General features: G+C 65.9%; 20 protein-coding genes and 1 pseudogene. 14 read left to right on the forward strand and 7 right to left on the reverse strand.

Annotated features, from left to right (window positions below; all coding sequences use genetic code 11):
- Positions 1-59 precede the first annotated feature (59 nt).
- The 6 genes from can to asnS all read right to left on the reverse strand — a co-directional run bounded on the left by can (position 60) and on the right by asnS (position 3,740).
- Positions 60-722: a carbonate dehydratase gene (gene can, locus XCC_RS08130; RefSeq protein WP_011036740.1), complete on the reverse strand. Its 663-nt coding sequence runs from the start codon at positions 720-722 to the stop codon at positions 60-62.
- A gap of 93 nt (positions 723-815) precedes the next feature.
- The gene (locus tag XCC_RS08135; RefSeq protein WP_011036741.1) at positions 816-1,454 is read right to left on the reverse strand and encodes an FMN-binding negative transcriptional regulator; all 639 of its coding nucleotides are present in this window, start codon (positions 1,452-1,454) and stop codon (positions 816-818) included.
- Position 1,455: 1 nt separating this feature from the next.
- A complete protein-coding gene (locus XCC_RS08140; protein ID WP_011036742.1) occupies positions 1,456-1,791 on the reverse strand; it encodes a hypothetical protein in 336 nt (111 codons plus the stop codon).
- A complete protein-coding gene (locus tag XCC_RS08145; RefSeq protein WP_011036743.1) occupies positions 1,788-2,093 on the reverse strand; it encodes a hypothetical protein in 306 nt (101 codons plus the stop codon). Before XCC_RS08145 ends, XCC_RS08140 begins: the two co-directional genes overlap by 4 nt.
- Positions 2,090-2,344, reverse strand: coding sequence for a hypothetical protein (locus XCC_RS08150; protein WP_012438668.1), 255 nt, complete (start codon positions 2,342-2,344; stop codon positions 2,090-2,092). Before XCC_RS08150 ends, XCC_RS08145 begins: the two co-directional genes overlap by 4 nt.
- A gap of 1 nt (position 2,345) precedes the next feature.
- Positions 2,346-3,740, reverse strand: a complete 1,395-nt coding sequence (asnS, locus tag XCC_RS08155) for an asparagine--tRNA ligase (protein ID WP_011036745.1) — start codon at positions 3,738-3,740, stop codon at positions 2,346-2,348.
- Between the two features lie 188 nt (positions 3,741-3,928).
- Between asnS and XCC_RS08160 the strand changes: the two genes are divergently transcribed.
- The 8 genes and pseudogenes from XCC_RS08160 (at position 3,929) to zipA (ending at position 11,831) form a co-directional block, all read left to right on the forward strand.
- Positions 3,929-4,267, forward strand: a complete 339-nt coding sequence (locus XCC_RS08160) for a HesB/IscA family protein (RefSeq protein WP_014507399.1) — start codon at positions 3,929-3,931, stop codon at positions 4,265-4,267.
- A gap of 348 nt (positions 4,268-4,615) precedes the next feature.
- Positions 4,616-5,050 (forward strand): 30S ribosomal protein S6, encoded by a 435-nt coding sequence (gene rpsF / locus XCC_RS08165; protein WP_011036747.1) that lies wholly within the window; start codon positions 4,616-4,618, stop codon positions 5,048-5,050.
- A gap of 11 nt (positions 5,051-5,061) precedes the next feature.
- A complete protein-coding gene (gene rpsR, locus XCC_RS08170) occupies positions 5,062-5,292 on the forward strand; it encodes a 30S ribosomal protein S18 (protein WP_005991243.1) in 231 nt (76 codons plus the stop codon).
- 292 nt (positions 5,293-5,584) lie between these two features.
- Positions 5,585-6,034 carry a 50S ribosomal protein L9 gene (rplI, locus tag XCC_RS08175; protein WP_005991240.1) on the forward strand — a complete coding sequence of 150 codons (450 nt, stop codon included), beginning with the start codon at positions 5,585-5,587 and terminating at the stop codon, positions 6,032-6,034.
- 576 nt (positions 6,035-6,610) lie between these two features.
- A pseudogene (locus XCC_RS22390) lies at positions 6,611-6,979 on the forward strand (alpha/beta hydrolase); the annotation flags it as partial.
- A gap of 94 nt (positions 6,980-7,073) precedes the next feature.
- Positions 7,074-7,358 (forward strand): hypothetical protein, encoded by a 285-nt coding sequence (locus tag XCC_RS22395; RefSeq protein ID WP_225443929.1) that lies wholly within the window; start codon positions 7,074-7,076, stop codon positions 7,356-7,358.
- A 178-nt stretch (positions 7,359-7,536) separates the two neighbouring features.
- Positions 7,537-11,040, forward strand: coding sequence for a chromosome segregation protein SMC (gene smc, locus XCC_RS08185; RefSeq protein ID WP_011036749.1), 3,504 nt, complete (start codon positions 7,537-7,539; stop codon positions 11,038-11,040).
- Between the two features lie 56 nt (positions 11,041-11,096).
- Complete coding sequence (zipA, locus tag XCC_RS08190) at positions 11,097-11,831, forward strand: cell division protein ZipA (protein WP_011036750.1); 735 nt, start codon at positions 11,097-11,099, stop codon at positions 11,829-11,831.
- A gap of 181 nt (positions 11,832-12,012) precedes the next feature.
- On the opposite strand, the gene XCC_RS08195 is transcribed toward zipA, so the two are convergent.
- Positions 12,013-13,137: a pyridoxal phosphate-dependent aminotransferase gene (locus tag XCC_RS08195; protein ID WP_014507402.1), complete on the reverse strand. Its 1,125-nt coding sequence runs from the start codon at positions 13,135-13,137 to the stop codon at positions 12,013-12,015.
- 186 nt (positions 13,138-13,323) lie between these two features.
- On the opposite strand from XCC_RS08195, the gene ligA reads away from it, so the two are divergent.
- The 6 genes from ligA to XCC_RS08225 all read left to right on the forward strand — a co-directional run bounded on the left by ligA (position 13,324) and on the right by XCC_RS08225 (position 24,279).
- Positions 13,324-15,825, forward strand: a complete 2,502-nt coding sequence (gene ligA, locus XCC_RS08200; RefSeq protein ID WP_011036752.1) for an NAD-dependent DNA ligase LigA — start codon at positions 13,324-13,326, stop codon at positions 15,823-15,825.
- The gene (epmA, locus tag XCC_RS08205) at positions 15,822-16,796 is read left to right on the forward strand and encodes an EF-P lysine aminoacylase EpmA (RefSeq protein WP_011036753.1); all 975 of its coding nucleotides are present in this window, start codon (positions 15,822-15,824) and stop codon (positions 16,794-16,796) included. Before ligA ends, epmA begins: the two co-directional genes overlap by 4 nt.
- A gap of 111 nt (positions 16,797-16,907) precedes the next feature.
- On the forward strand, positions 16,908-17,594 hold the full coding sequence (locus XCC_RS08210) for a DUF3011 domain-containing protein (RefSeq protein ID WP_012438660.1): 687 nt from the start codon (positions 16,908-16,910) through the stop codon (positions 17,592-17,594).
- A 47-nt stretch (positions 17,595-17,641) separates the two neighbouring features.
- Entirely contained in the window at positions 17,642-18,706 is a 1,065-nt protein-coding gene (gene mtnA / locus XCC_RS08215) for an S-methyl-5-thioribose-1-phosphate isomerase (RefSeq protein ID WP_011036755.1), read from the forward strand.
- Positions 18,707-18,915: 209 nt separating this feature from the next.
- The gene (gyrA, locus tag XCC_RS08220; RefSeq protein ID WP_011036756.1) at positions 18,916-21,615 is read left to right on the forward strand and encodes a DNA gyrase subunit A; all 2,700 of its coding nucleotides are present in this window, start codon (positions 18,916-18,918) and stop codon (positions 21,613-21,615) included.
- Between the two features lie 192 nt (positions 21,616-21,807).
- A complete protein-coding gene (locus XCC_RS08225) occupies positions 21,808-24,279 on the forward strand; it encodes a membrane-bound PQQ-dependent dehydrogenase, glucose/quinate/shikimate family (RefSeq protein WP_011036757.1) in 2,472 nt (823 codons plus the stop codon).
- Positions 24,280-24,423: the final 144 nt, after the last annotated feature.

The following is a 24,423-nucleotide window of genomic DNA, read 5'->3' on the forward strand; positions in this document are numbered from 1 at the left end:
AGAAGACGCCCAGCATAGCCAACCGGCGGCACCGATGGGTGCCGCGCAGCCGGCTGCGCTCAGCGTTCGCTATGGTCGGCCTGGATCTGCGCCAGCGCCGCGTCGTAGCGCTCTTGCAGGATGTCCGCACGATCGACCGACATGCGCAGATCGTGCGCCCGCCCGTCGCGCAGGCTGTAGACCCAGCCATGCACGCGCAGGTCCTGGCCGCGGTCCCAGGCGTCGCGCACGATGGTGGTGCGGCAGACGTTGACTACCTGTTCCAGCACATTGAGCTCGCACAGGCGTGCGTGCTGCACCGAGAGGTCGCCGGCCTGATGCAGGCAGGCCTCGTGCTTGTCGGCCACATCGGTGACGTGGCGGATCCAGTTGTCCACCAGGCCCATGCGCTTCTGGGTCAGGCTGGCAAACACGCCGCCGCAGCCGTAGTGGCCGACGACCAAAATGTGCTTGACCTTGAGGACGTCCACCGCGAACTGGATCACCGACAGGCAATTCAGATCGGTATGCACCACCACATTGGCGATGTTGCGGTGGACGAACACTTCGCCCGGCGCCATGTCGATGATCTGGTTGGCCGGAACGCGTGAATCCGAACAGCCGATCCACAGATATTCCGGGGATTGCTGGGTGGACAGCTTGGCAAAGAATTCCGGGTCTTCGCGATTGATGCGATCGGCCCAGGCGCGGTTGTTTTCAAGCAAATGGTTGAGCTCGTTCATGCGCGCAGTATTCCAGAACGTGGGGAAGAGAGCGTAGGTGCCACCGCAGTGGCGTAAAGCCGTGGTGCAGGAACGCCACGCTGGCGGCGCTGCTCAGTCATGGCTACTGCGCGCCTGCAGTGCATCGCGCATCAGCGCGGCCACCGCCTGCGTCTCGGCCGAGGCCTGGGCGGACAGCGCAGCGCTGACGGCACGCACATTGGCCACCGGGTGGTTCTGACTGAGCTTGAAGGTGAGTTCGATGCGGCTGGGCACGAAGCGGAATGCCACCAGTCCGCGCAGCTGGCGCCGATGGCTGTCGCGGTTCATCTCGAACAGCCAGTCGCTGCCGATGCTGTGTTCGAACTGCGCGCTCATGCGCCCGATCAAGTCGCCGACCGCCGCCTCGTCCTCGACCACGCTGCACTGGCCATGCAGATGCGCCACCGCGTAGTTCCAGGTGGGTACGCGTGCGGCGGCTTCCTTGTCCGGATACCAGGTGGGCGACACATAGGCATGCGGGCCGTGCACGAGCATCACTGCATCGCCATGATGGCGCGCCTGCGGATTGGGGCGGGCCCAATGCCCTTCGATGACGATCGCCTCCGCATCGCGCCGATAGATCACCGGCAGATGCGAGATGACTGGTTGCCCAGTCTCGCCCGGCGTGATCAAGGTGACGAACGGGTCATGCGCGATCAGGCCGTCCAGCAACGCCAGATCGGTCTGTGCGAACGCGCGCGGTGCGTACATCTCAGGCGCGGCCGCCCATCGTCACCACCATGCGCTCACGCAGGTCGGCATCGCTGTCGCCGCGCGGTGGCGACACCTCATGCAGCGAAAAGCCGCGCATCAGCGCGTCTTCTTCGTCCAGCCCGTCCAGTGCCACGAATTCGGCATCGAACAAGGCCGCGCGTGCGGTGTCCTCACTGTCGTAGGCCAACGTCTTGCCATCGCTGTCCATCACTTCGGCAGTGCCGGCTTCCTTGATGCGCAGGCGCGCCCAGATCAGGGTGCGGCCGATGGTGGCCAGCCACCACTGATCGTGGCTGCCAGAGCTGTGCGCTGCGTCGATGTCGATGATGTTCATGCCAGTACCTTGGAAAGCAGCCCGAGCAGGGCCGCCATGCCCAGGCCGAAGAAAATGGTCAGCAGCGAGAGCCAGGCGGGTGTGGCCAGACCGGACAGCGCACTGTCGCGGTAGCTGCGGTAGCGGCGCGCCAACAACCAGCGCCACGCGGTGGGACTGATGAAGGCCGGCTCGCCGAAGCTGTCCAGCGCATCCGGGTGGCGGTCGCGCAGGTGCACCAGGGTGAGTGGCCAGAAGATCAGCAGGGCGGTGAGCCCGGCGACCGCAACACCCACGAAACATAGCGCGAAGAACAGGGTCATGTGTCCGCCATCAGCAAGGCCAGCTTGGGAAGGACTGCGCCAACCAGCAGCGCAGCAATGGTCCACCACAGCGGGCGCACTGCGTGGCTGATCGCCTTGCGTGCGGGCTCGCTTTGCCACCATGCAGCGGAATCCAGTTGCATGGCTGACTGCCGCGCCAGTCGTACGCCCCGCATGCCGGCGATGCCGGCCGCCAGCAATGCCAGCACGAAGGCCAGCACCTGCAGCGTGGAGGCGGCCAACAGGCTCACATCAGAACTCCGCGCTGCCCGGCGCGCGCGGGTAGGGGATCGCGTCGCGGATATTGCTCAAGCCGCACACGTAAACCACCAGGCGCTCGAACCCCAAGCCGAAGCCGGCATGCGGCACCGAGCCATACCGGCGGAAGTCGCGGTACCAGCTGTAGTGCTCCTTATCCAGACCGAACTGCGCCATGCGCGCGTCGAGCACGTCCAGGCGCTCTTCGCGCTGGCTGCCGCCGATGATCTCGCCGATGCCCGGCGCCAGCACGTCCATCGCCGCAACGGTTTTGCCGTCATCGTTCAGGCGCATGTAGAACGCCTTGATGTGCTCGGGATAGTTGGTCACCACCACCGGGCGGCCGATGTGTTCTTCGGTCAACCAACGCTCGTGCTCGGTCTGCAGGTCCAGGCCCCATTCGACCGGGAAGTCGAACTTCTTTCCGGAGTTCTGCAGCAGCTTCACCGCCTCGGTGTAGTCGATCTGCTCGAACGGGGCATTGATGAAGGCTTCCAGCTTGCTGATGGCGTTCTTGTCCACGCGCTCGGCCAGGAAGGCCAGATCGTCGCCACGTTCGTCCAGCACCGCGCGGAACAGGTACTTGAGGAACTGCTCGGCCAGGCGCGCGTCTTCGGCCAGATCGGCGAAGGCGATTTCCGGCTCGATCATCCAGAACTCGGCCAGATGGCGGGTGGTGTGGCTGTTTTCGGCGCGGAAGGTCGGCCCGAAGGTGTAGACCTTGCTCAGTGCCAGGCAGTAGGCCTCCACGTTGAGCTGGCCGGACACGGTCAGGAAGGTTTCCTTGCCGAAGAAGTCGCGGCTGAAATCCACCTCGCCCTGCGCGGTGCGCGGCAGGTTCACCATGTCCAGCGAGGAGACGCGGAACATCTGCCCGGCGCCTTCGGCGTCGGAGGTGGTGATGATCGGCGTGCTGATCCAGTTGAAGCCGTTCTGGTGGAAGAAGCGGTGCACCGCCTGCGCCAGGCAGTTGCGGATCCGCGTGACCGCGCCGAACAGGTTGGTGCGCGGACGCAGATGCGCCACTTCGCGCAGGAACTCCGGCGACATCGGCTTGGGCTGGATCGGGTAGGTCAGCGGGTCTTCGACCCAGCCGACGATCTCCACGCCGCTGGCCTGGATCTCGAACGATTGCCCCTTGCCTTGCGACTTCACCAGCACGCCCTTGGCGATCAGCGAACAGCCACTGGTCAGCCGCTTGATCTCGTCGAAATTCGGCAGCGTGTCGGTGGCCACGACCTGGATCGGCGCGAAGCAGGAGCCATCGGTGACGTTGATGAAGGCCAGTCCGGCAGACCCGCGCAGCGTGCGCACCCACCCGCGTACCGTAACTTCGCCGCCTTCCGGGATCTTCCCCGCAAGCGCATGTTCAACGCTGACCACCGTCATGACTATTCCTCGCCGTAGCGACCTTGGAGTGACCTGCGAGTTTACTGGCTGCGACCGCGCCGGCGCGAGCACCTGAACAGGCGCAGGCGCGCCGCGCTTGTCTACGGGCAACGCTGGCCCCATCTGGCCTGCATGCCGATCGCGCCGGTCGGCCTCTATACTTGCCGCTATTGTGTTGGAGTGCCCGTATGACCATCAGCCTCACCCCCGCCGCGCTGGAGCGCGTGCAGCGTTTCGTGCAGCAGACCCCGGGTGCGCTGGGGCTGCGCTTTGGCGTGACCAAGACCGGCTGCTCCGGCTGGGGCCACATCACCGACCTGGCGCGCGAAAAGCGTGACGACGACGCGGTATTCGAGCAGGGCGGGGTCAGCATCTTTGTCGACCCGACCAGCCTGCCACTGGTGGATGGCACCTGCATCGACTTCGGCAAGCACGGCCTGAGCGAGACCTTCACCTTCAGCAACCCCAATGCCACGGCCGAGTGCGGCTGCGGGGAAAGCTTCACTACCGAAGCCGAGCATCGCTGAGCGCGACTTGAGCCAAGCGGCGCCGGCGTGTTTCCTTCTCCCACCGGGAGAAGGTGCCCCAAAGGGGCGGATGAGGGTACGGGCGAAGCCTCGCGTGGCTGAACGACACGAGTGGCTTTGCCCCGTACCCTCACCCCAACCCCTCTCCCGGCGGGAGAGGGGCTTAAGCAGTCGCCGCACTCGTTGGCTTGGCTGTTGGGATGGCCCGGTTGCGGCTAAGCGCTTGAACTGCCATAATTTTCGGCTTCCTGCCCGTTTGGGCGGGAAACCCTTGCTCCACCGTCCGCCTTGTGCGGGTTCCCGGGGAGCTGTCCGGCCCACGTGGCCACATCCGAAAGGTAAAACAACATGAGTCGTCATTACGAAGTCGTGTTCCTGGTCCATCCGGACCAGAGCGAGCAGGTCCCGGCCATGATCGAGCGCTACAAGTCGCTGATCGAGGGCGGTAACGGCACCATCCACCGTCTGGAAGACTGGGGCCGTCGTCAGCTGGCCTACCCGATCCAGAACCTGGTGAAGGCGCACTACGTGCTGCTCAACATCGAAGTCGACCAGGCCGTGCTGAGCGAGCTGGTGGAAAGCTTCCGCTTCAACGATGCGGTGCTGCGTCACCTGGTGATCAAGCGCGATGGCCCGGATACCGAGCAGTCGCTGATCATGAAGAGCAAGGACGAGAAGGGCGACAAGCCCGAGCGTAGCGAGCGTCGTCGTCGTGACGACGAGGAAGGCGATGCTGCACCTGCCGCCACCGATACCGACGGCGACAACGCCGAAGCCGCTTAAGGAGCGCTGTCATGTCCAAGTTCTTCCGTCGTCGCAAGTTCTGCAAGTTCACCGCCGAGGGCGTCAAAGAGATCGACTACAAGGATCTCAACACCCTGCGTCAGTACCTCACCGAGAACGGCAAGATCGTGCCGAGCCGCGTGACCGGTACCAAGTCCAAGTACCAGCGTCAGCTGGCAACGGCCGTCAAGCGCTCGCGTTTCCTGGCGCTGATCCCGTACACGGACAATCACGACGTCTAAGTAGTGCTGCGTAGGAGCCCGCCACTGGCGCGGCTCCTTTCGCAAGGCCCACACGGTTTTTCTGTGTGAGTCGCTCACAAAGGCCCGCACGGTCTGATGTGAGTCCTTCACAAAGGCCCGCACATCCATGTGCGGGTTGATAAATTGATAGAAGCCGGTAGTTCGTGTGTGCGGTGTTGGTCGGGGTTCTTACGATTCCCGATTCCCCAATCCCGATTCCCGGCTTCTCCTATTCGGACAGCACCCGTTGCGGCGGCCACAGGCCGGCGCTAACGAATAACGGAGCACCACCATGGATCTGATTCTTCTGCAGAAAGTGACCAACCTGGGCAACCTGGGCGACAAGGTCAGCGTCAAGCCGGGCTACGGCCGCAACTTCCTCGTGCCGCAGGGCAAGGCCGTGCCGGCCACCGCTGCGAACGTTGAAGCGTTCGAAACCAAGCGCGCCGAGTACGAAGCCAAGGCCAACACCATCCTGGCCGATGCACAGAGCCGCGCCACCAAGTTCGAAGGCGCCAGCGTCACCATCGGCGCGCATGCGTCGACGGAAGGCAAGCTGTACGGTTCGGTCGGCCCGCGCGACATCGCCGAGGCGTTCACCGCCGCCGGCCTGCCGCTGGAAAAGAGCGAAGTGATCCTGGGCGAAGGCGCATTCCGCAATGTCGGCGAGTACGACGTTGTGCTGCACCTGCACGCCGATGTGGAAACCACCGTCAAGGTCATCGTCGAATCCGACGCCTGATTGCGATACGTGTCTGCATCAAGAAGGGCGCCTCACGGCGCCCTTTTTTTATGGGCGGAAAATAGACAGCGCAAGGCGGTGATGGGCGCTAGTTGCATCAACGGTGCGATCAGGCTTGTCTGCTGACGCGTTGAACAGGCCAGGCGCAGGCGGACCTGTCTGATTCGCGGCCAAACCGGCGTGACGCTTGACCTTGCCGCGTTGCGTGCTGCATCGACGATGCGACCAAGCTTGTCTACTACGTGTTGAACAGACCAGGCGCAGGCGCACCTTTCTGATTCGCGACCAAACCGGTGCGACGCCTGTGCTTGCCGCGTGGCGTGCTGCGTTGCAGGCTCGGCGTTCCTTGCAGGATTCGAGGCGCAATGCATGCGGTCGCATCGATACGCTGTCTCCGGAACGCGGCCGCGCGGTGGTCGGCCATCGGCACGGCTTGGCCGTTCGGTACTCGATGCGCGCTCGCCGTTCTACCGCTTCGAAACGTTCGAGGTCGGTGACGGTCACGGCGGCCGCTGGCGCATGCGCATCGGCATTCCGCGGACCCGGCCGCCGCGGCGCGGATTCCCGGCGTTGTGGATGCTGGACGGTAACCGGGCGCTGGCGCAGTTCGATCACACATGGCTGCAGGGCCTGGCCGCTGCGCCGACACCGTGGGTACTGGTGTTCGTTGGGCCCGACAACGACCTGCTGGTGGATCTGCCCAGGCGTGCGCATGACTACACGTTCCAGCCAGCGGACCATCCGTTCCTGGCCGCGCCCACGGCGCCACCCGGGCCGGTGGGCGGCGGCGCCGACGCGCTGCTGGAGGTGTTGGCAGGGCAGGCCATGCCCGCGCTGACGCGGCGTGTGCCGCTGGACCGTGAGCGGCAGGCACTCTGGGGGCATTCGTTGGCCGGGCTGTTCGTGCTGCACGCGCTCTACTCCGGGCGTCGGCCGTTCGCCGAATACGCGGCCGCGAGCCCGTCGCTGTGGTGGTCGCAGGGAGCGTTGCTGGGCGATCCGGAGCAACGTTTCAGCCGTGAGGGGGCCGGCGCGCGCCATGCGCCTGTGGCTGTTTCTCGGCGGTGCCGAACGGGCAGGGTACATCGATCCGCATGCCCGGCAGGATCCACACCGTGCCGCCTTGTTGGAGGCCATTGCCGGCGCGCCCGCAGATGCCGCCGCACGCCTGGCCGAGCGCCTGGCAACGGTGCCGCGGTTGGCGGTGCGCTACCAGGAATTTCCCGCATTGCAGCATGCGGCAGTGTTCCGCGCCGCACTGCGGGCCGCGCTGCAACAACTTGCGGGCCTGCCGGTGCGTGGCCGCCGGCCGCGCCGGTCCTGAACCGCGCCGGCCGCCATGGCCTGCGCGGCGGCCATGCCGGCCGTGCCTGCCCGGCTATACTCGCCATCAATCGTTCGCTTCGTGTACTGCCGCCGGCGCCTTGCCAGCCAGGGGCGAAGCCCTCGCAAACCCGTCCCGACGGCGCCTGTTGCGCCGTTGACCGAGATCTCTAGCGTCCATGCGTCTTTCCACGATCAAGCTGTCCGGTTTCAAGTCGTTCGTCGACCCGACCACGTTGCACCTGCCCACCAACATGACCGGCATCGTCGGCCCCAATGGCTGCGGCAAGTCCAACATCATCGATGCGGTGCGCTGGGTGATGGGCGAAAGCTCGGCCAGCCGTCTGCGCGGCGACTCGCTGACCGACGTGATCTTCTCCGGCTCCTCGGCGCGCAAGCCGGTGTCGCAGGCGACGGTGGAGCTGATCTTCGATAACTCCGATCACACCATCTCCGGCGAGTTCGCCTCGTTCAACGAGATCTCGGTCAAGCGCCTGGTCAGCCGCGACGGCACCAGCGCCTATTACCTCAACGGCACCAAGTGCCGGCGCCGCGACATCACCGACCTGTTCCTGGGCACTGGTCTGGGGCCACGCAGCTACTCGATCATCGAGCAGGGCATGATCAGCCAGATCATCGAGGCGCGCCCGGAAGATCTGCGCGTCTACTTGGAAGAAGCCGCCGGCATTTCCAAGTACAAGGAACGCCGCAAGGAAACCGAAACGCGCATCCGCCATACGCGCGAAAACCTCGATCGCCTGGGTGACCTGCGCGAGGAAATCACCAAGCAGCTGGCGCATCTGCAGCGCCAGGCGCGGCAGGCCGAGCAGTACCAGGCGTTACAGGAAGAACGCCGCATCAAGGATGCGGAGTGGAAGGCGCTGGAATACCGCGGCCTGGATGGCCGGCTGCAAGGCCTGCGTGAAAAGTTGAATCAGGAAGAAACCCGCCTGCAGCAGTTGATCGCCGAGCAGCGCGATGCCGAAGCGCGCATCGAAACCGGCCGTGTGCGCCGCGAAGAGGCCGCCGAAGCGGTGGCCAAGGCGCAGGCCGATGTCTACCAGGTCGGTGGCGCACTGGCGCGTATCGAGCAGCAGATCCAGCACCAGCGCGAACTCTCGCATCGCCTGCACAAGGCGCGCGACGAAGCGCAGAGCCAGCTGCAGGAGCTCACCCAGCACATCAGCGGCGACTCCGCCAAGCTGGCGGTGTTGCGCGAGGCGGTGGCCGATGCCGAACCGCAGCTGGAGCAATTGCGCGAAGATCACGAATTCCGCCAGGACGCACTGCGCGAGGCCGAAGCCCGCCTGGCCGACTGGCAGCAGCGCTGGGAAACCCATAACCGCGACACCGGCGAAGCCTCGCGCGCCGGCGAAGTGGAGCGCACCCGCGTCGATTATCTGGACCGGCAATCGCTGGAAGCCGACCGTCGCCGCGAGGCGCTGGTCAACGAACGCGCCGGGCTGGATCTGGATGCGTTAGCCGAAGCGTTCGAACAGATCGAACTGCGGCATGAAACGCAAAAGGCCTCGCTGGACGGGCTGACCGAGCAGGTCGAAGCGCGCAAGCACGCGCTGGGTGGCTTGCAGGAACAGCAACGCGCCAGCCAGGGCGAACTGGCCGAAGTCCGCAAGCAGGCGCAGGCCGCACGCGGCCGGCTGTCGTCATTGGAAACGCTGCAGCAGGCAGCGCTGGGTCAGGAGCAGGGCGCCGCCGTGGCCTGGCTCAAGGCGCGCGGGCTGGATTCGGCCGTGCGTGTGGGCGAGCGCATCAGCGTGGAAAGCGGCTGGGAAAACGCGGTGGAAGGCGCGTTGGGCCAGCTGATCGAAGGCGTGCTGGTGGAGGCGCCGGAACAACTGGTCGACGCGCTGGGTGAGTTGGGCGACGGGCGCATCGCGCTGGTGTCGTCGGCTACCGACAACGTGCAGTTCGCGCCGACCTCGCTTGCCGCCAAGGTGCAGGGGCCGATTGCGATCCGCCGCTTGCTGGCGCGCCTGCATGCCGCCGAAGACCTGGATGCCGCGCGCAGCCTGCAGTGCAACCTGCCGGACGGCGATTCGGTGATCACCCGCAGCGGCGAGCGGCTGGGCGAGGGCTGGGTGCGCGTGTCGCGCTCCGGCGCGGCCAAGCAGGGCGCGTTGCTGCGCGAGCGCGAGATCCAGGAGCTGCGCTCGCAGATCGACACGCTGCAGGAGCGGGAGGGCGACCTGGAAGAACAACTGGCCAGCTTCCGCGAGCAACTGCTGGCCGCCGAACAACAGCGCGAAGACGCGCAGCGCCAGCTGTACATGGCGCACCGCAGCGTGTCCGAACTGGCCGGCCAGCTGCAGAGCCAGCAGGGCAAGGTGGACGCGGCACGTGGGCGCATCGAGCGGATCGAGGCCGAATTAGGGCAGTTGCTGGAAACCCTGGACACCAGCCGCGAGCAGGCCCGCGAAGCGCGCGCCAAACTCGAGGACGCGGTGGTGCGCATGGGCGACCTGCAAGGCACCCGCGAAGCGCTGGAAAGCGAACGCCGCCAGCTTACCGATGCACGCGACCAGGCCCGCGATGCCGCGCGCGGCGTACGCGATGCGATGCACGCCTTGGCACTCACGCTGGAATCCCAGCGCACCCAGATCACCTCGCTGAGCCAGACCCTGGAGCGCATGGACAGCCAGCGTGGCCAGCTCGACACGCGCCTGGAAGATCTGGTGGCGCAGCTGAGCGAAGGCGATTCTCCGGTCGAAACGCTTGAACACGAACATCAGGCAGCCTTGAGCGAGCGCGTGCGCACCGAGCGCGTGCTCGGCGAGGCGCGCACCATGCTGGACAGCATCGACGGCGAACTGCGCAGCTTCGAACAGACCCGCCAGCAGCGCGACGAGCAGGCTCTGGCGCAGCGCGAGCGCATCTCCCAGCGCAAGCTCGACCAGCAGGCGCTGGTGCTCAACGCCGAACAACTGGCCGCCGCGGTGGTCAAGGCCGGCTTCGTGCTCGAAGACGTGGTCAATGGGTTGGAGGAGGCCGCCAACCCGGCCGAGTGGGACGCGGCGGTGGGGCAGATCGATGCCCGCATGCGCCGGCTGGAGCCGGTCAACCTGGCCGCGATCCAGGAATACGGCGAAGCCGCTCAGCGTTCCGAGTATCTGGACGCGCAGAACGTGGACCTGACGACCGCACTGGAAACGCTCGAAGAAGCGATCCGCAAGATCGACCGCGAAACCCGTGGCCGCTTCAAGGACACTTTCGACCGCGTCAACTCGGGTGTGCAGGCCTTGTATCCGCGCTTGTTCGGCGGTGGGCACGCGTATCTGGAGCTCACCGGCGAAGATCTGCTCGACACCGGCGTGACCATCATGGCGCGCCCGCCGGGCAAGCGCGTGTCGAGCATTTCGCTGCTGTCCGGTGGCGAAAAGGCGATGACCGCGGTGGCGCTGGTATTTGCGATCTTCCAGCTCAACCCGGCGCCGTTCTGCCTGCTCGATGAGGTGGACGCACCGCTGGACGAGGCCAACGTCGGCCGCCTGGCCAACATGGTCAAGGAGATGAGCGAGAAGGTGCAGTTCCTGTTCGTCAGCCACAACAAGGCGACCATGGAAGCAGCGCGTCAGCTCTCCGGCGTGACCATGCGCGAACCCGGCGTCAGTCGCCTGGTGAGCGTGGACCTGGAAGAGGCCGCACGTTTGGCGGGCGCGGCATGACGTGCCATGCTTGCTGGAATGATTACACCTGTCACTCTTGCGCGGAGGCACGCTGAATGTCCGACATGGCCATGATCCGGATCGGGATCCTGATCGCTGGACTGCTGCTGGTCGCGGCCATCTTCCTGTTTGGCCGCCCGAAAAAATCGCCGCAGGGGCGACGGGTGGACAAGGACGACACCCAGCCGCGCGAACGCCGTGAGCCGGTCATTTCCAGCGGTGTGGACGCGGACGGCATGCCCTTCGAGCGCAGCGACACCGGCGCCGAGCAGAGCGAACTGGAACTCGATGACCAGGACGGCGCTGGCGGCAACGATGTCGGCAAGCGTCCGAATCAGGATTTCGACAAGATCGTGTCGCTGTTCGTGGCGGCCAAGGCCGGCCAGGTGCTGCGTGGTGAAGACGTGGTGGTTGCCGCCGAAAAGACCGGCCTGGTGTTTGGCCACATGAATGTCTTTCACCGCTTGGTGGAAGGGCATCCCGAGCGCGGCCCGATCTTCAGCATGGCCAGCATTCTCAAGCCGGGCAGCTTCGACATGGCCAACATCCGCGAGATGCAGACGCCGGCGATCGCCTTCTTCCTGACCTTGCCGGCACCGATGACCGCGCTCGATGCCTGGGAAAAGATGTTGCCCACCGTGCAACGCATGGCCGAACTGCTCGACGGCGTGGTGCTGGACGACAGCCGCAACGCCTTGGGTCGCCAGCGCGTTGCGCATATCCGCGACGAACTGCGTGCTTACGACCGCCAGCATCAGGCCCCGCCGCTGACCAAGTCGCCGCGCTGGTGATTCCCCTCTCCCGCAGGAGAGGGAATCAAAGCCCCTCTCCTGCGGGAGAGGGGTTGGGCTGAGGGTACGGGGCGAAGCCCTGGCGCGGCTGGGCGGCACGAGGCTTCGCTCGCACCCTCATCCGCCCCTGCGGGGCACCTTCTCCCGAGGGGAGAAGGGATTGCCACTCAGTGCTTAGTGCTCAACGCTTCGCTTTAGCAAACGCCTCGCGGAAGCGCAGCATTTCTGCCTCGCTGCCCACGGTGACACGCACCCGCTTGGGCCAGATCGGCCAGCTGCGGCCGACGATGACGCCCTGCTTCTGCATCGAGTCGGCGAACACCTTGCCGTCGCGCTTGACGTCGACCATGAAGCAATTGGCCTGCGATGGCAGGCAGGTGTAGCCCTTGGATTTCAGCCAGGCGATGGTGTCGTCGCGGACACGGGCGTTGTCGGCGCGGCGGCTGGGCACCAGCATCGGATCGCGCAGGCTGGCAATGCCCGCGGCCATCGCCGGGACGGGCAGCGGGTTGCCACCCAGGCTGGCCAGCTTGGTCAGCAGACCCGGGGGGGCGAGTGCGGCACCCAGCCGCATGCCGGCCATGCCGTAGAGCTTGGAAAACGTGCGCAACACGATCAGGTCCTGGCGCTGGCGCACCAGATCGGCCACCGATGGCTCGGTGCTGTAGTGGATGTAGGCTTCGTCCACCACCAGCACGGCGCTGGCGGGTTTGTTGGCGAGCAGCCATTCGATCTCCGCGCGCGGGGTAATCGAGCCGGTCGGGTTGTTGGGGTTGCACAGATAGATCAGCCCGGCGCTCGGGTCGGCCTTGGCCATGGCCTTGACGTCATGCGCGCCGTCGGCACGCAGCGGCACTTTGCGGACCGGCACGCCTTGCGCGGCGGCCAGGTCGGCCAGTGCTTCGAAGGTCGGGTCGGCCATGACCAAGCCGGCGCGCGGTGACGTGAACAAGGTGCCGGCGCGGTTGAGCGGGTCGCTGGAGCCGGGAAAGAACGCAAGGTGGTCGTGCGGCAGCTGCAGTTCGCCGGCCATCAGGTTGCGCAGGTCCTGTTCCATTTCGAACAGATAGCGGCCCGAGCGCGCCAGCGAGCGGCTTGCCGCATCCAGTGCAGCCGGCGACAGCCCGGTGGGATGCTCGTTGAAGTTGAGGTACACCGTGCCGGCCGCAAGCGCCACGCTCGGCGCTGCAGGTGCGGCAGCGCGCTTGCGGGCCGCCTCTGCCGCAGGCGTCAGCCCCAGGGCGGACACCGCCAGGCCGGACGTGGCAAGGCTGAGGAAGGAACGGCGCGAGACGGGCAACGACACGGGGAGCTCCGGAGGGGTTGGGCGAAGAGGGCGCAACGCTAGCGGTTTTGCGACCGTCTGCCTATCGGGAATCACCCTGCCGCGTCCGCTTCCGACGGACGGTGCTCTGCAGCGGTCTGCCTGCACCACGTCCGGCATCGGCGGCGGCCGTTAGAATGGGCGGCCCAGCATCCTTTCTGCGATCGCATGACTGCCAGCCCGGATCCCGCACAGCGCATCGATGCCCTGCGTCAGCGCATCGAAGACGCCAACTACCGCTATCACGTGCTCGACGAGCCGCAGATCGCCGATGTCGAGTACGACCGGCTGCTGCGCGAGCTGGAGGCACTGGAAGCGGCGCATCCGGAGCTGGCCACTGCCGATTCGCCGACCCAGCGCGTGGGCTACCTGGCCGCGTCGCGGTTTGCCGAAGTGCGGCATGTGTTGCCGATGTTGTCTCTGGGCAATGCCTTCAGCGACGAGGAAGTGGCCGAGTTCGTGCGCCGCATCAGCGAACGGTTGGAGCGCAAGCAGCCGGTCTTTTGCGCCGAACCCAAGCTCGACGGCCTGGCCATCAGCCTGCGCTACGAACAGGGCGAATTCGTGCAGGGCGCCACCCGCGGCGATGGCGCCACCGGCGAGGATGTGAGCGCCAATCTGCGCACCGTCAAGGCCATTCCGCTGCGCCTGCGTGGCACGGGCTGGCCCGAGGTGCTGGAGGTGCGTGGCGAGGTCTACATGCCGCGTGCCGCGTTCGAGGCCTACAACGCGCAGATGCGCCTGCAGGGCGGCAAGGTGCTGGCTAATCCGCGCAATGGTGCGGCCGGTTCGTTGCGCCAGCTCGATGCACGCATCACCGCGCAACGGCCGTTGAGTTTTTTTGCCTACGGCGTGGGCGAGGTCGCGGACGGTGCGTTGCCGCCGACTCACTCGACGATGTTGGCGCAGCTGCGCGAATGGGGATTCCCGGTCAGCCAGCTGGTAGAGGTGGTGCAGGGCAGCGAGGGCTTGCTGACGTACTACCGACGCATCGGTGAAGCACGCGACGGCCTGCCATTCGATATCGATGGCGTGGTGTACAAGCTGGACGATCTGGCTGGCCAGCGCGAGATGGGCTTTGTCTCGCGCGCACCGCGCTGGGCGCTGGCGCACAAGTTCCCGGCCCAGGAGCAATCCACCACGGTGGAGGCGATCGAAATCCAGATCGGCCGCACCGGTGCGGCAACGCCGGTGGCACGTTTGAAGCCGGTGCACGTCGCCGGTGTGGTGGTGACCAACGCGACCTTGCACAACGCCGATCAGATCGCGCGCCTGGATGTGCGCGTGGGCGACACGGTGATCGTGCGACGCGCCGGCGATGTGATTCCGGAGGTGGCCGGTGTGGTCGCCGAGCAGCGCCCTGCCGGCACCCACGCTTGGCAGATGCCGACCCAATGCCCGGTGTGCGGCTCGGAGATCGTGCGCGAAGAAGGCCAGGCGGTGTGGCGCTGTTCGGGCGAGCTCACGTGCCCGGCGCAGCGCAAGGAAGCCTTCCGCCATTTTGTGTCGCGGCGCGCGATGGACGTGGACGGGCTGGGCGAAAAATTCATTGAAGTGCTGGTCGACAGTGGCGTGGTGCAGGGTGTGGCCGACCTGTATCTGCTCAATGTCGACCAGCTGCTGCAGCTGCGTTTGATCAGCACCGCCGACAGCCCGCATGCGTTCTTGCGTGAAGCACGCGAGCACCTGGCTGCCGGTGCGTATGCGCAGGTCGAGCAAACCATGGTCGGCATCGGTGTGGATCTTGCCGGCGTGCAGCCGGCGCCGCAGACCTGGCAGGCCGATCTGTTGCGCGCGGGCCTGCCGGCATTCGACTGGAATCGCAAGAAAATCGCCACCAAGTGGGCCGAAAACCTGATCGAGGCGATCGAGACCTCGCGCGACACCACGCTGGAGCGCTTCCTGTTTGCGCTGGGCATCGAGCATGTGGGCGAGAGCACGGCCAAGGCGTTGTCGGCGTGGTTTGGGGAGCTGGATGTGATCCGTCATCTGCCCTGGCCGCTGTTCAAGCGCGTGCCGGACATCGGCGGTGAAGTGGCGCGCTCGCTCGGGCATTTCTTCGACCAGGCCGGGAACCAGCAGGCGATCGATGACCTGCTGCAGCGTGGTGTGCGCATCGGCGATGCGCATCCGCCGTCGCCCAAGCTGCGCGGCGCGCTGAGTTTTGCGGTGCTGCTCGAAGACCTGGATATTCCCAAGGTCACCCCGGTGCGTGCGCAGCAACTGGCCGCTGCAACCGCCTCCTTCGATGCGTTGATCGCCTCCGAGGCCGACCCGTTGCTGCAAGCCGGTGTGCCGGCACCTGTGATCGCCTCGCTGCAGCAGTGGTTGGCGCGTCCGGAAAACGCGGCACTGGCAACGGCCGCGCAACGCGCCATGGACGCGTTGCTGGCGCAATTGCCGCAGGCCGATGCGGTGCAGGCCGGGCCGCTGGACGGCCAGACCGTGGTCATCACCGGCACGCTGGCCGCGCTGACGCGCGATGCCGCCAAGCAGCGCCTGGAATCGCTGGGCGCCAAGGTGGCCGGTAGCGTCTCCAAGAAAACCGCATTCCTGGTGGCGGGCGAAGAAGCCGGCTCCAAGCTGGACAAGGCGCAGAGCCTGGGCGTGGAGATCTGGGATGAAGCGCGGCTGCTGGCGTTCCTGAGTGAGCACGGTCAAGCGGTATGAGCACGCTGCCCGGCGAACTGCCGGTGGACCTGGAGGCGTTGCGCCTGCGCGCGCGCCTGAATGCCCTGATTCGCGGGTTTTTCGCCGAGCGCGCCGTGCTGGAAGTGGAAACCCCGGTGCTCTCGGCGGCAGGCAATACCGAGCCGAACATCGAGAGTTTCAGCACCCGCTTCAGTGGCCATGTCGATGCGGGTGCGCCCACGCGCTGGCTTCGGACCTCGCCTGAGTATCCGCTCAAGCGGTTGCTCGCCGCCGGCGTCGGCGATTGCTATGAGCTGGGGCGCGTGTTTCGCAACGGCGAAGCCGGTGGCCGCCACAATCCCGAGTTCAGCATGCTCGAGTGGTACCGGGTGGGCTGGGATCATCGCGCGCTGGCGAATGAAACCATCGCGCTGATCGAACGGGCCTTGGCGCTGGTCGGGCGCAGCGCGTCGGTCAACGTGCTCACGTATCGCGAACTGTTTTTGCACCACCTGGGAATCGACCCCTTGCTGGCGCCACTGGACGTATTACGCGCGCCACTGGCCGATGTGGCGATCGCTGCCGACGGGCTGACCCGCGACGATTGGCTGGATCTGCTGATGACCCACCACATCCAGCCAGGCTTTGCGCGCGACACGCTGACCGTGGTGCACGACTGGCCGGCCAGCCAATGCGCGCTGGCACGTATTCGCAACGACACCCCGCCGGTAGCCGAACGCTTCGAGCTGTACCTGGGCGCGTATGAAGTGGCCAATGGCTATCACGAATTGAACGACGCACACGAGCAACGCATGCGCTTCGAACGCGACAACCAACGGCGTGCGGCGCGTGGCCTGCCACCGTTGCCGTTGGATGAGCGCCTGCTGCAGGCATTGCCGCAGCTGCCCGATTGCGCGGGCGTGGCGGTCGGCGTGGACCGCCTGTTGATGGCCATGCGCGGAACCACGCAGATTGCCGATGTGCTGGCATTTGCGTTCGCGCACGCCTGAGCCGCCACCGCACTGTCATCGGCGTCGTATTGCTTTCTTCACATCGATGGTGCTCTCATCGTCACGTCCACGGGGGCGCGGCGTTGATCGTTTCGGGTGAGGATTTTCAGCATGAAGTGGCTGATCGGCTTATGCGGTTTGTGGGGCTTGCCGCTGCTGATGCTGGCCGATGTGCAGGCGGCGGAGCGTGGCTCCGGCGTGGTGCGTTGCGAATCCAAGGACATGGCGCGCGTGCATTGCGACATGGACACCGAACACGGCGTGCAACTGGTGCGCCAACTGTCCGAGACCAGCTGCATTCGCGGCAGCGAGTGGGATATCGAACGCGATGGCGTGTGGGTGGAGCAGGGCTGTCGTGCGGAATTCGCCTCGGCCCGCGTGCTGACCGCCCCGCAGATGCGCCGTGTGGTGCGCTGTGATTCCAATGGCAGCAAGGTGGCGTGCCCGGTGATCCTGCGCGGCGCGCCGGTGCGCCTGTTGCGCCAACGCTCGGTGTGGCCGTGCAAGGAAGGCCGCAGCTGGGGCACCCGCCGCAATGAAATCTGGGTCTCGCGTGGGTGCGATGGCGAATTCGAAGTGGGCGCCGAGGATGGCTCCGGCTTCGTCGACATGCCGCGCACGCTTACCTGTGAATCCAAGAGCCGCTCGCGCCGCATGTGCGGGGTGTCGGTGGAGCGCAGCGTGCGCCTGCGCAAGCAGATATCCGGCTCGCCGTGCGTGGAAGGGCAGACCTGGGGCTGGAGCCGCGATGGCGTGTGGGTCAACGACGGCTGCCGGGCCGAGTTCATCGTCGACTGACGGGCCCGTCCACTGACTGCCCGGCGCACGCGCCTTACAATGGCGGCATGAACGACAGCGCCCATATCGATTACGCCCGCTACGACCACATCCGTCCGCTGCTGTGGACCGGTGATGCCCTGGAATTGCTCGACCAGCGCAAGCTGCCCTTCGTGGTGGAGCACGTGCGTTGCGACAGCAGCGATGCGGTGGCCGAGGCCATCCATTCGCTGGCCGTGCGCGGCGCGCCTGCGATCGGCATTGCGGCCGGCTGGGGCGTGGTGCTGGCAGCGCGCGAGATCGCCGCCGACAGCGGCAGCGAGGCATTGCAGAAGCTGGAACCGGCGCTGTTGCGGCTCAATGCCGCGCGCCCGACCGCGGTCAACCTGGCCTGGGCGCTGATGCGCATGCGGCGCGTGCTCGCCGCCGCAGGGCCGGACTGGCGCGATGTGCTGGCCCGTGAGGCGCAGGCCATCGCCGACGAGGACCTGGCCGCCAACCGCCATATGGGCGCGCTCGGCGCCGGCCTGATCGCTCCTGGCAGCGGTGTGCTGACCCACTGCAACACCGGCTCGCTGGCCACCGCCGGCTTCGGCACCGCGCTGGGCGTGATCCGTGCCGGCATGGCGCAGCAGCGCATCAGCAAGGTCTTTGCCGGCGAGACCCGGCCCTGGCTGCAGGGCGCGCGCCTGACGGTGTGGGAGCTGCAGCAGGATGGCATCGATGCCACCCTGATCGCCGATTCGGCCGCCTCGCACTTGATGAAATCGGGCCTGGTGCAGTGGGTGATCGTCGGCGCCGACCGCATCTGCGCCAATGGCGACACCGCCAACAAGATCGGCAGCTACCAGCTGGCGATCGCCGCCCGCCACCACGGCGTCAAGTTCATGGTGGTGGCGCCGTCGTCCACGGTGGACATGGCCACCGCCGATGGCGACCAGATCGAGATCGAACAGCGCGATCCGGGCGAATTGTTCGGCGTGGGCGGCGTGCGCACCGTGGCCGACGGCATCCATGCCTGGAATCCGGTGTTCGATGTCACCCCGGGCCATCTGATCGATGCCATCGTCACCGAACGTGGCGTCATCGCGCAGCCGGACCTGGCGCGCATGCAGGCCGCCTTCGGCAACTGAGCCAGCACACGGGCGCGGGGCCGGCAAGTGCCCCGCAAAGTCCTGCAAGTGCTTGTTTCTGGCTGGTAAACCGGCGGCATTGGGTTGCCCCTTCATGCTACAATCCGGCGCTTGAATCGATCGGCGGGAGCGTGGGGTCGGCAGCCTGTCTCTGAGGCGCCCCCGACGCGGCTTTCCGGCTCGCCCGCCACCTCACTTACGGAACCCGAATGGCAGAAACCGCCAAGGAAATCATCCAGGTCAACCTGGAAGACGAGATGCGCAAGAGCTACCTCGATTACGCGATGAGCGTGATCGTGGGGCGCGCACTCCCCGATGCGCGCGACGGCCTCAAACCCGTGCATCGCCGTGTGCTGTTCGCGATGAACGAGTTGGGCGCGCACAGCAACAAGGCCTACTTCAAGTCGGCGCGTATCGTCGGCGACGTCATCGGTAAGTACCACCCGCACGGCGACCAGTCGGTCTACGACACGCTGGTGCGCATGGCGCAGCCGTTCTCGCTGCGCTACCTGATGGTGGACGGCCAGGGTAACTTCGGTTCGGTCGACGGCGACTCCGCCGCGGCGATGCGTTACACCGAGTCGCGCATGTCGCGGCTGGCGCATGAGCTGATGGCCGACATCGAGAAGGAAACCGTCGATTTCCAGCCCAACTACGATGAAAAGGAACTCGAGCCGACGGTCATGCCGACACGGTTCCCGAGCCTGCTCGTCAACGGGTCGGCTGGTATCGCGGTGGGTATGGCCACCAATATCCCGCCGCACAATCTGACCGAAGCGATCAACGCGTGCATCGCGCTGATCGACACGCCGGAGCTGGATATCGAAGGGCTGATGGAGTACATCCCGGGCCCGGATTTCCCCACTGCCGGCATCATCAACGGCACCGCCGGCATTGCCGCCGGCTACCGCACCGGCCGTGGCCGGGTGCGCATCCGTGCCAAGGCCGACGTGGAAGTGGCCGACAACGGCCGCGAAGCGATCGTGGTCACCGAGATTCCGTACCAGGTCAACAAGGCACGGCTGATCGAAAAGATCGCCGAGCTGGTGAAGGAAAAGAAGCTCGAAGGCATCAGCGAGCTGCGCGATGAGTCCGACAAGGACGGCATGCGCATCTACATCGAAATCAAGCGCGGCGAGTCGGCCGAGGTTGTGCTCAACAACCTGTACCAACAGACCCAGATGGAGTCGGTGTTCGGCATCAACATGGTGGCGCTGGTCGATGGCCGCCCGCAGTTGATGAACCTCAAGCAGATGCTGGAGGCGTTCATCCGCCACCGGCGCGAGGTGGTCACCCGCCGCACCATTTTTGAACTGCGCAAGGCACGCGCACGTGCGCATGTGCTGGAAGGTCTGACCGTTGCGTTGGCCAACATCGACGAGATGATTGAGCTGATCAAGACCTCGGCCAATCCGCAGGAAGCGCGCGAGCGCATGCTGGCCAAGACCTGGGAACCGGGCCTGGTGGGCGCGCTGCTCGGCGCTGCCGGTGCCGAGGCGTCCAAGCCGGAAGATCTGGCGCCGGGCGTGGGCCTGTCCAACGGCTTCTATCAACTCAGCGAAGTGCAGGCCTCGCAGATTCTGGAAATGCGTCTGCATCGCCTGACCGGGTTGGAGCAGGAAAAGCTCACCGACGAATACAAGCAGTTGCTCGAAGTCATCCAGGGTCTGATCCGCATCCTGGAGAACCCCGACGTGCTGTTGCAGGTGATTCGCGACGAGCTGATCAACATCCGCGAAGAGTATGGCGATGCGCGCCGCACCGAGATCCGTCACAGCGAAGAAGACCTGGACATCCTGGATCTGATCGCGCCGGAAGACGTAGTGGTGACGCTTTCGCACGCGGGCTATGCCAAGCGCCAGCCGGTGAGCGCGTATCGCGCGCAGCGCCGCGGTGGCCGTGGCCGTTCGGCGGCGTCGACCAAGGAAGAAGATTTCATCGATCAGCTGTGGCTGGTCAACACGCACGACACGCTGTTGACCTTCACCAGCAGCGGCAAGGTGTTCTGGCTGCCGGTGCATCAGTTGCCGGAGGCCGGCTCCAATGCACGCGGTCGCCCGATCATCAACTGGATTCCGCTGGAATCGGGCGAGCGCGTGCAGGCGGTGTTGCCGGTGCGCGAATACGCCGACAACCGCTACGTGTTCTTCGCCACCCGCAACGGCACGGTCAAGAAGACCCCGCTGAGTGAATTCGCGTTCCGTCTGGCGCGCGGCAAGATCGCCATCAATCTCGATGAAGGCGATGCGCTGGTGGGTGTGGCGCTGACCGATGGCGACCGCGATGTCCTGCTGTTTGCTTCCAACGGCAAGACCGTGCGCTTTGGCGAGTCGACCGTGCGCTCGATGGGCCGTACCGCCACTGGCGTGCGCGGTATCCGTCTGGCCAAGGGCGAGGAGGTGGTCAGCCTGATCGTTTCCGAGCGTGCCGGCGGAGTGGAAGACGAGGTCGAGGACGAGAGTGCCGAGGAGGTCGTGGAGACCACCGACGGCGCCGAGCCGGCAGTGATCGATGTCGCCGACAACGGCGATGTGGCCTACATCCTGACCGCCACCGAGAACGGGTATGGCAAGCGCACGCCGCTGGCCGAATACCCGCGCAAGGGACGCGGCACGCAAGGCGTGATCGGTATCCAGACCACCGAGCGCAACGGCAAGTTGGTGCGTGCGGTGCTGCTGGGTTCCACCGATGAAGTGCTGCTGATATCCGATGGTGGCACCTTGGTGCGCACGCGTGGTTCGGAGATTTCGCGCGTGGGCCGCAACACCCAGGGCGTGACGCTGATCCGGCTGTCCAAGGGCGAGAAACTGCAGGCCGTCGAACGCCTGGATGCCTCGCTGGAAGAGCCCGAGGATGTGGTGGACGAGGCGGTTGCAATCACCAGCGATGCGCCGCCTGCCGAGGGCTGATCGCGCGGTGCGATGTGTGCAGTCATGAAAAACGCCGGCGCATTGCCGGCGTTTTTTTTTGCGGTGTTTGGCTGTAACGCATTGTTGACAGAACATGTCAGCAAAGAACGCAGGTCTTTCACAAAAACGGGTCGAAGGTAGTTCGCGGTGCGGCAACGTTGCGTTGGCCGCAGATGCAAAGAGGAACTACTGATGTCGACATTGCTTCGTCCCTCCCGTCGCGGCCATTGGGCCCTGGCGATTCTGGGAGGCGTGATTGTGCTGCTGGGGCTGGTGCTGCTGGCAGGTGGTGCGTGGCTCGCCACGCTGGGCGGATCCTGGTATTACGCACCGGCAGGCCTGGCGATGCTGATCGCTGGCGTGTTGCTGTTCCGCGGCCGCAATGCCGGCGCGTGGTGGTTTGCCGCCGTCGTGGCCGCCACGCTGCTGTGGACGTGGTGGGAATCGGGCAGTGATTACTGGCGCTGGGTGCCGCGGCTCGGGTTGATCGTGGGCCTGGCGTTTGTGCTGGCGCTGCTGTTGCCCAAGCTCGAGCGCCCGGTGTCGCGCGCCGTCTCGCGCAGCGTGGCTGGCGGACTGGCAGTGGTGTTTGTGGTGGCCTTTGCGTTGGCCTTCGTGCCGTTCGGAATCACCGAGGCCGAGGGTGCATTGACGCAGGTGGCAGGCATCGCCGCAGGTGTGGTCAATCGCCCCGCCGATGGCGCACAGCCGGCACAGCCCGCCAATGCGCCGGTCGATGACGACTGGGCCGCATATGGACGCAGCCAGGCTGGGCAGCGCTATTCGCCACTCACCCAAATCAATCGCGACAATGTCAGCCAGCTGCAGCAGGCGTGGGTGTTCCATACCGGCGATGTGCCGACCAAGCGCTGGGGCGCCGAAACCACACCGTTGAAGGTCGGCGACAGCCTGTATCTGTGTAGCGCGCGCAATCAGGTGATCGCGCTGGACGCCTCCACCGGCAAGCAGCGCTGGCGCTACGACCCCAAGGTCAAGGACGAGGCCATTCCATACACCGCGGCCTGCCGCGGGGTGTCGTATTACGAAGTGCCGACGGCGGCGCCGGCCGCAAATGACGCAGCCGCTTCGCAGGCGGCGACGGCGCCTGCGCTGTGCCGTACGCGCGTGATCGAAGGCACGCTGGATGGGCGCCTGATTGCATTGGATGCGCGCACCGGGACACCATGCGCGGACTTCGGCACTCACGGTCAGGTCGACATCACCGTCGGCATGGGCGAGACGCCACCGGGCTACATCTCGATCAACTCGCCGCCGGCCATCGTGCGCGGCGTGGTGGTCATCGGGCATCAGGTCCTTGACGGGCAAAAGCGTTATGAGCCCTCGGGCGTGATCCAGGGCTTTGACGCGGTCACCGGCCAGTTGCGCTGGGCCTGGGACATGACCCATCCCGAATGGAATGGTGCACCGCCGCCTGGCCAGACCTGGACGCGCGGCACCCCCAACATGTGGACCACCGCAGCGGCCGACGAGCAGCTGGGTTACGTGTATCTGCCGATGGGCAATTCCACCGCGGACTACTGGAGCAGCTCGCGCACGCCGCCGGAAAACCGCTATGCCACCTCGCTGGTGGCGTTGGATGTGACCACCGGCAAGCCGGTGTGGAATTTCCAGACCACGCATATCGACGCATGGGATTACGACCTCGGCTCGCAGCCCAGCCTGATCGATTTCCCCAAGGATGGCGTCAACGTGCCGGCCGTGTTGCTGCCGAGCAAGCAGGGCGAGTTGTACGTGCTGGACCGTCGCACCGGCGAGCCGCTGGTTGGCGTGGAAGAGCGCGCCGTGCCCGGCGGTGGTGTGGAGCCGCAGATGCGCTCCAAGACCCAGCCGTTCTCGCTGTATCACACGCTGCGCAAGCCGGATCTGACCGAGCGCGACATGTGGGGCATGACCCCGATCGATCAGCTGGTGTGCCGTATCCAGTTCCGCAAGGCGAGCTACAAGGGCATCTACACGCCGCCCGAAGCCGACCGGCATTCCATCGAATACCCCGGCTATAACGGCGGCTCGGACTGGGGCAGCGTGGCGGTGGATCCGCACCGTGGCGTGATCGTGGCCAACTACAACGACATGCCCAACTACAACATCCTGGTGCCGCGCGCCAAGGCGGACAAACTGGGCTGGGCTCCGCGCGATCAGGTGCGTGGCGATGCCGGTGGTGCCGAAGGCGCCGGCGACCCGCAGGCCGGCACGCCCTACGCGGTAAACGTCAACGCCGGCTGGCGTTTGCCGTTCACCAAGCTGCTGTGCAAGCAGCCACCCTATGGCGGCATTCGCGCCATCGATCTGAAGAGCGGCAAGACCCTGTGGGACCGTCCCTTTGGCAGTGCGCGCGGCAACGGGCCGTTCGGGATTCGCTCCGGCCTGCCGATCGAAATCGGCACGCCGAACAACGGTGGCTCGGTGGTCACTGCGGGTGGTCTGATCTTCATTGCCGCCGCAACCGATGACCTGATCCGTGCGATCGACCTGGCCACCGGCAAGGAGCTGTGGCACGCCAAGCTGCCGGCCGGTGGCCAGGCCAATCCGATGGTCTACGCGTACGGCGGCCGCGAGTATCTGGTGATCATGGCGGCCGGTCACCACTTCATGGAAACACCGGCAGGCGATGCCCTGGTGGCCTACGCGTTGCCGCAGCGGTAAGCGGCAACGCGGTTCAATGGATCTGTGAATCAGAAACGCGCCGCTTGCGGCGCGTTTCTTTAGCACGCATTCCTCGCAACCCGTCCAGACTCGCAGCTCGAATAGTCAGCCCGAGCGCTCAATTCAAGGCACGATACGAATGGC

The organism is Xanthomonas campestris pv. campestris str. ATCC 33913 (assembly GCF_000007145.1).
Taxonomy (GTDB): domain Bacteria; phylum Pseudomonadota; class Gammaproteobacteria; order Xanthomonadales; family Xanthomonadaceae; genus Xanthomonas; species Xanthomonas campestris.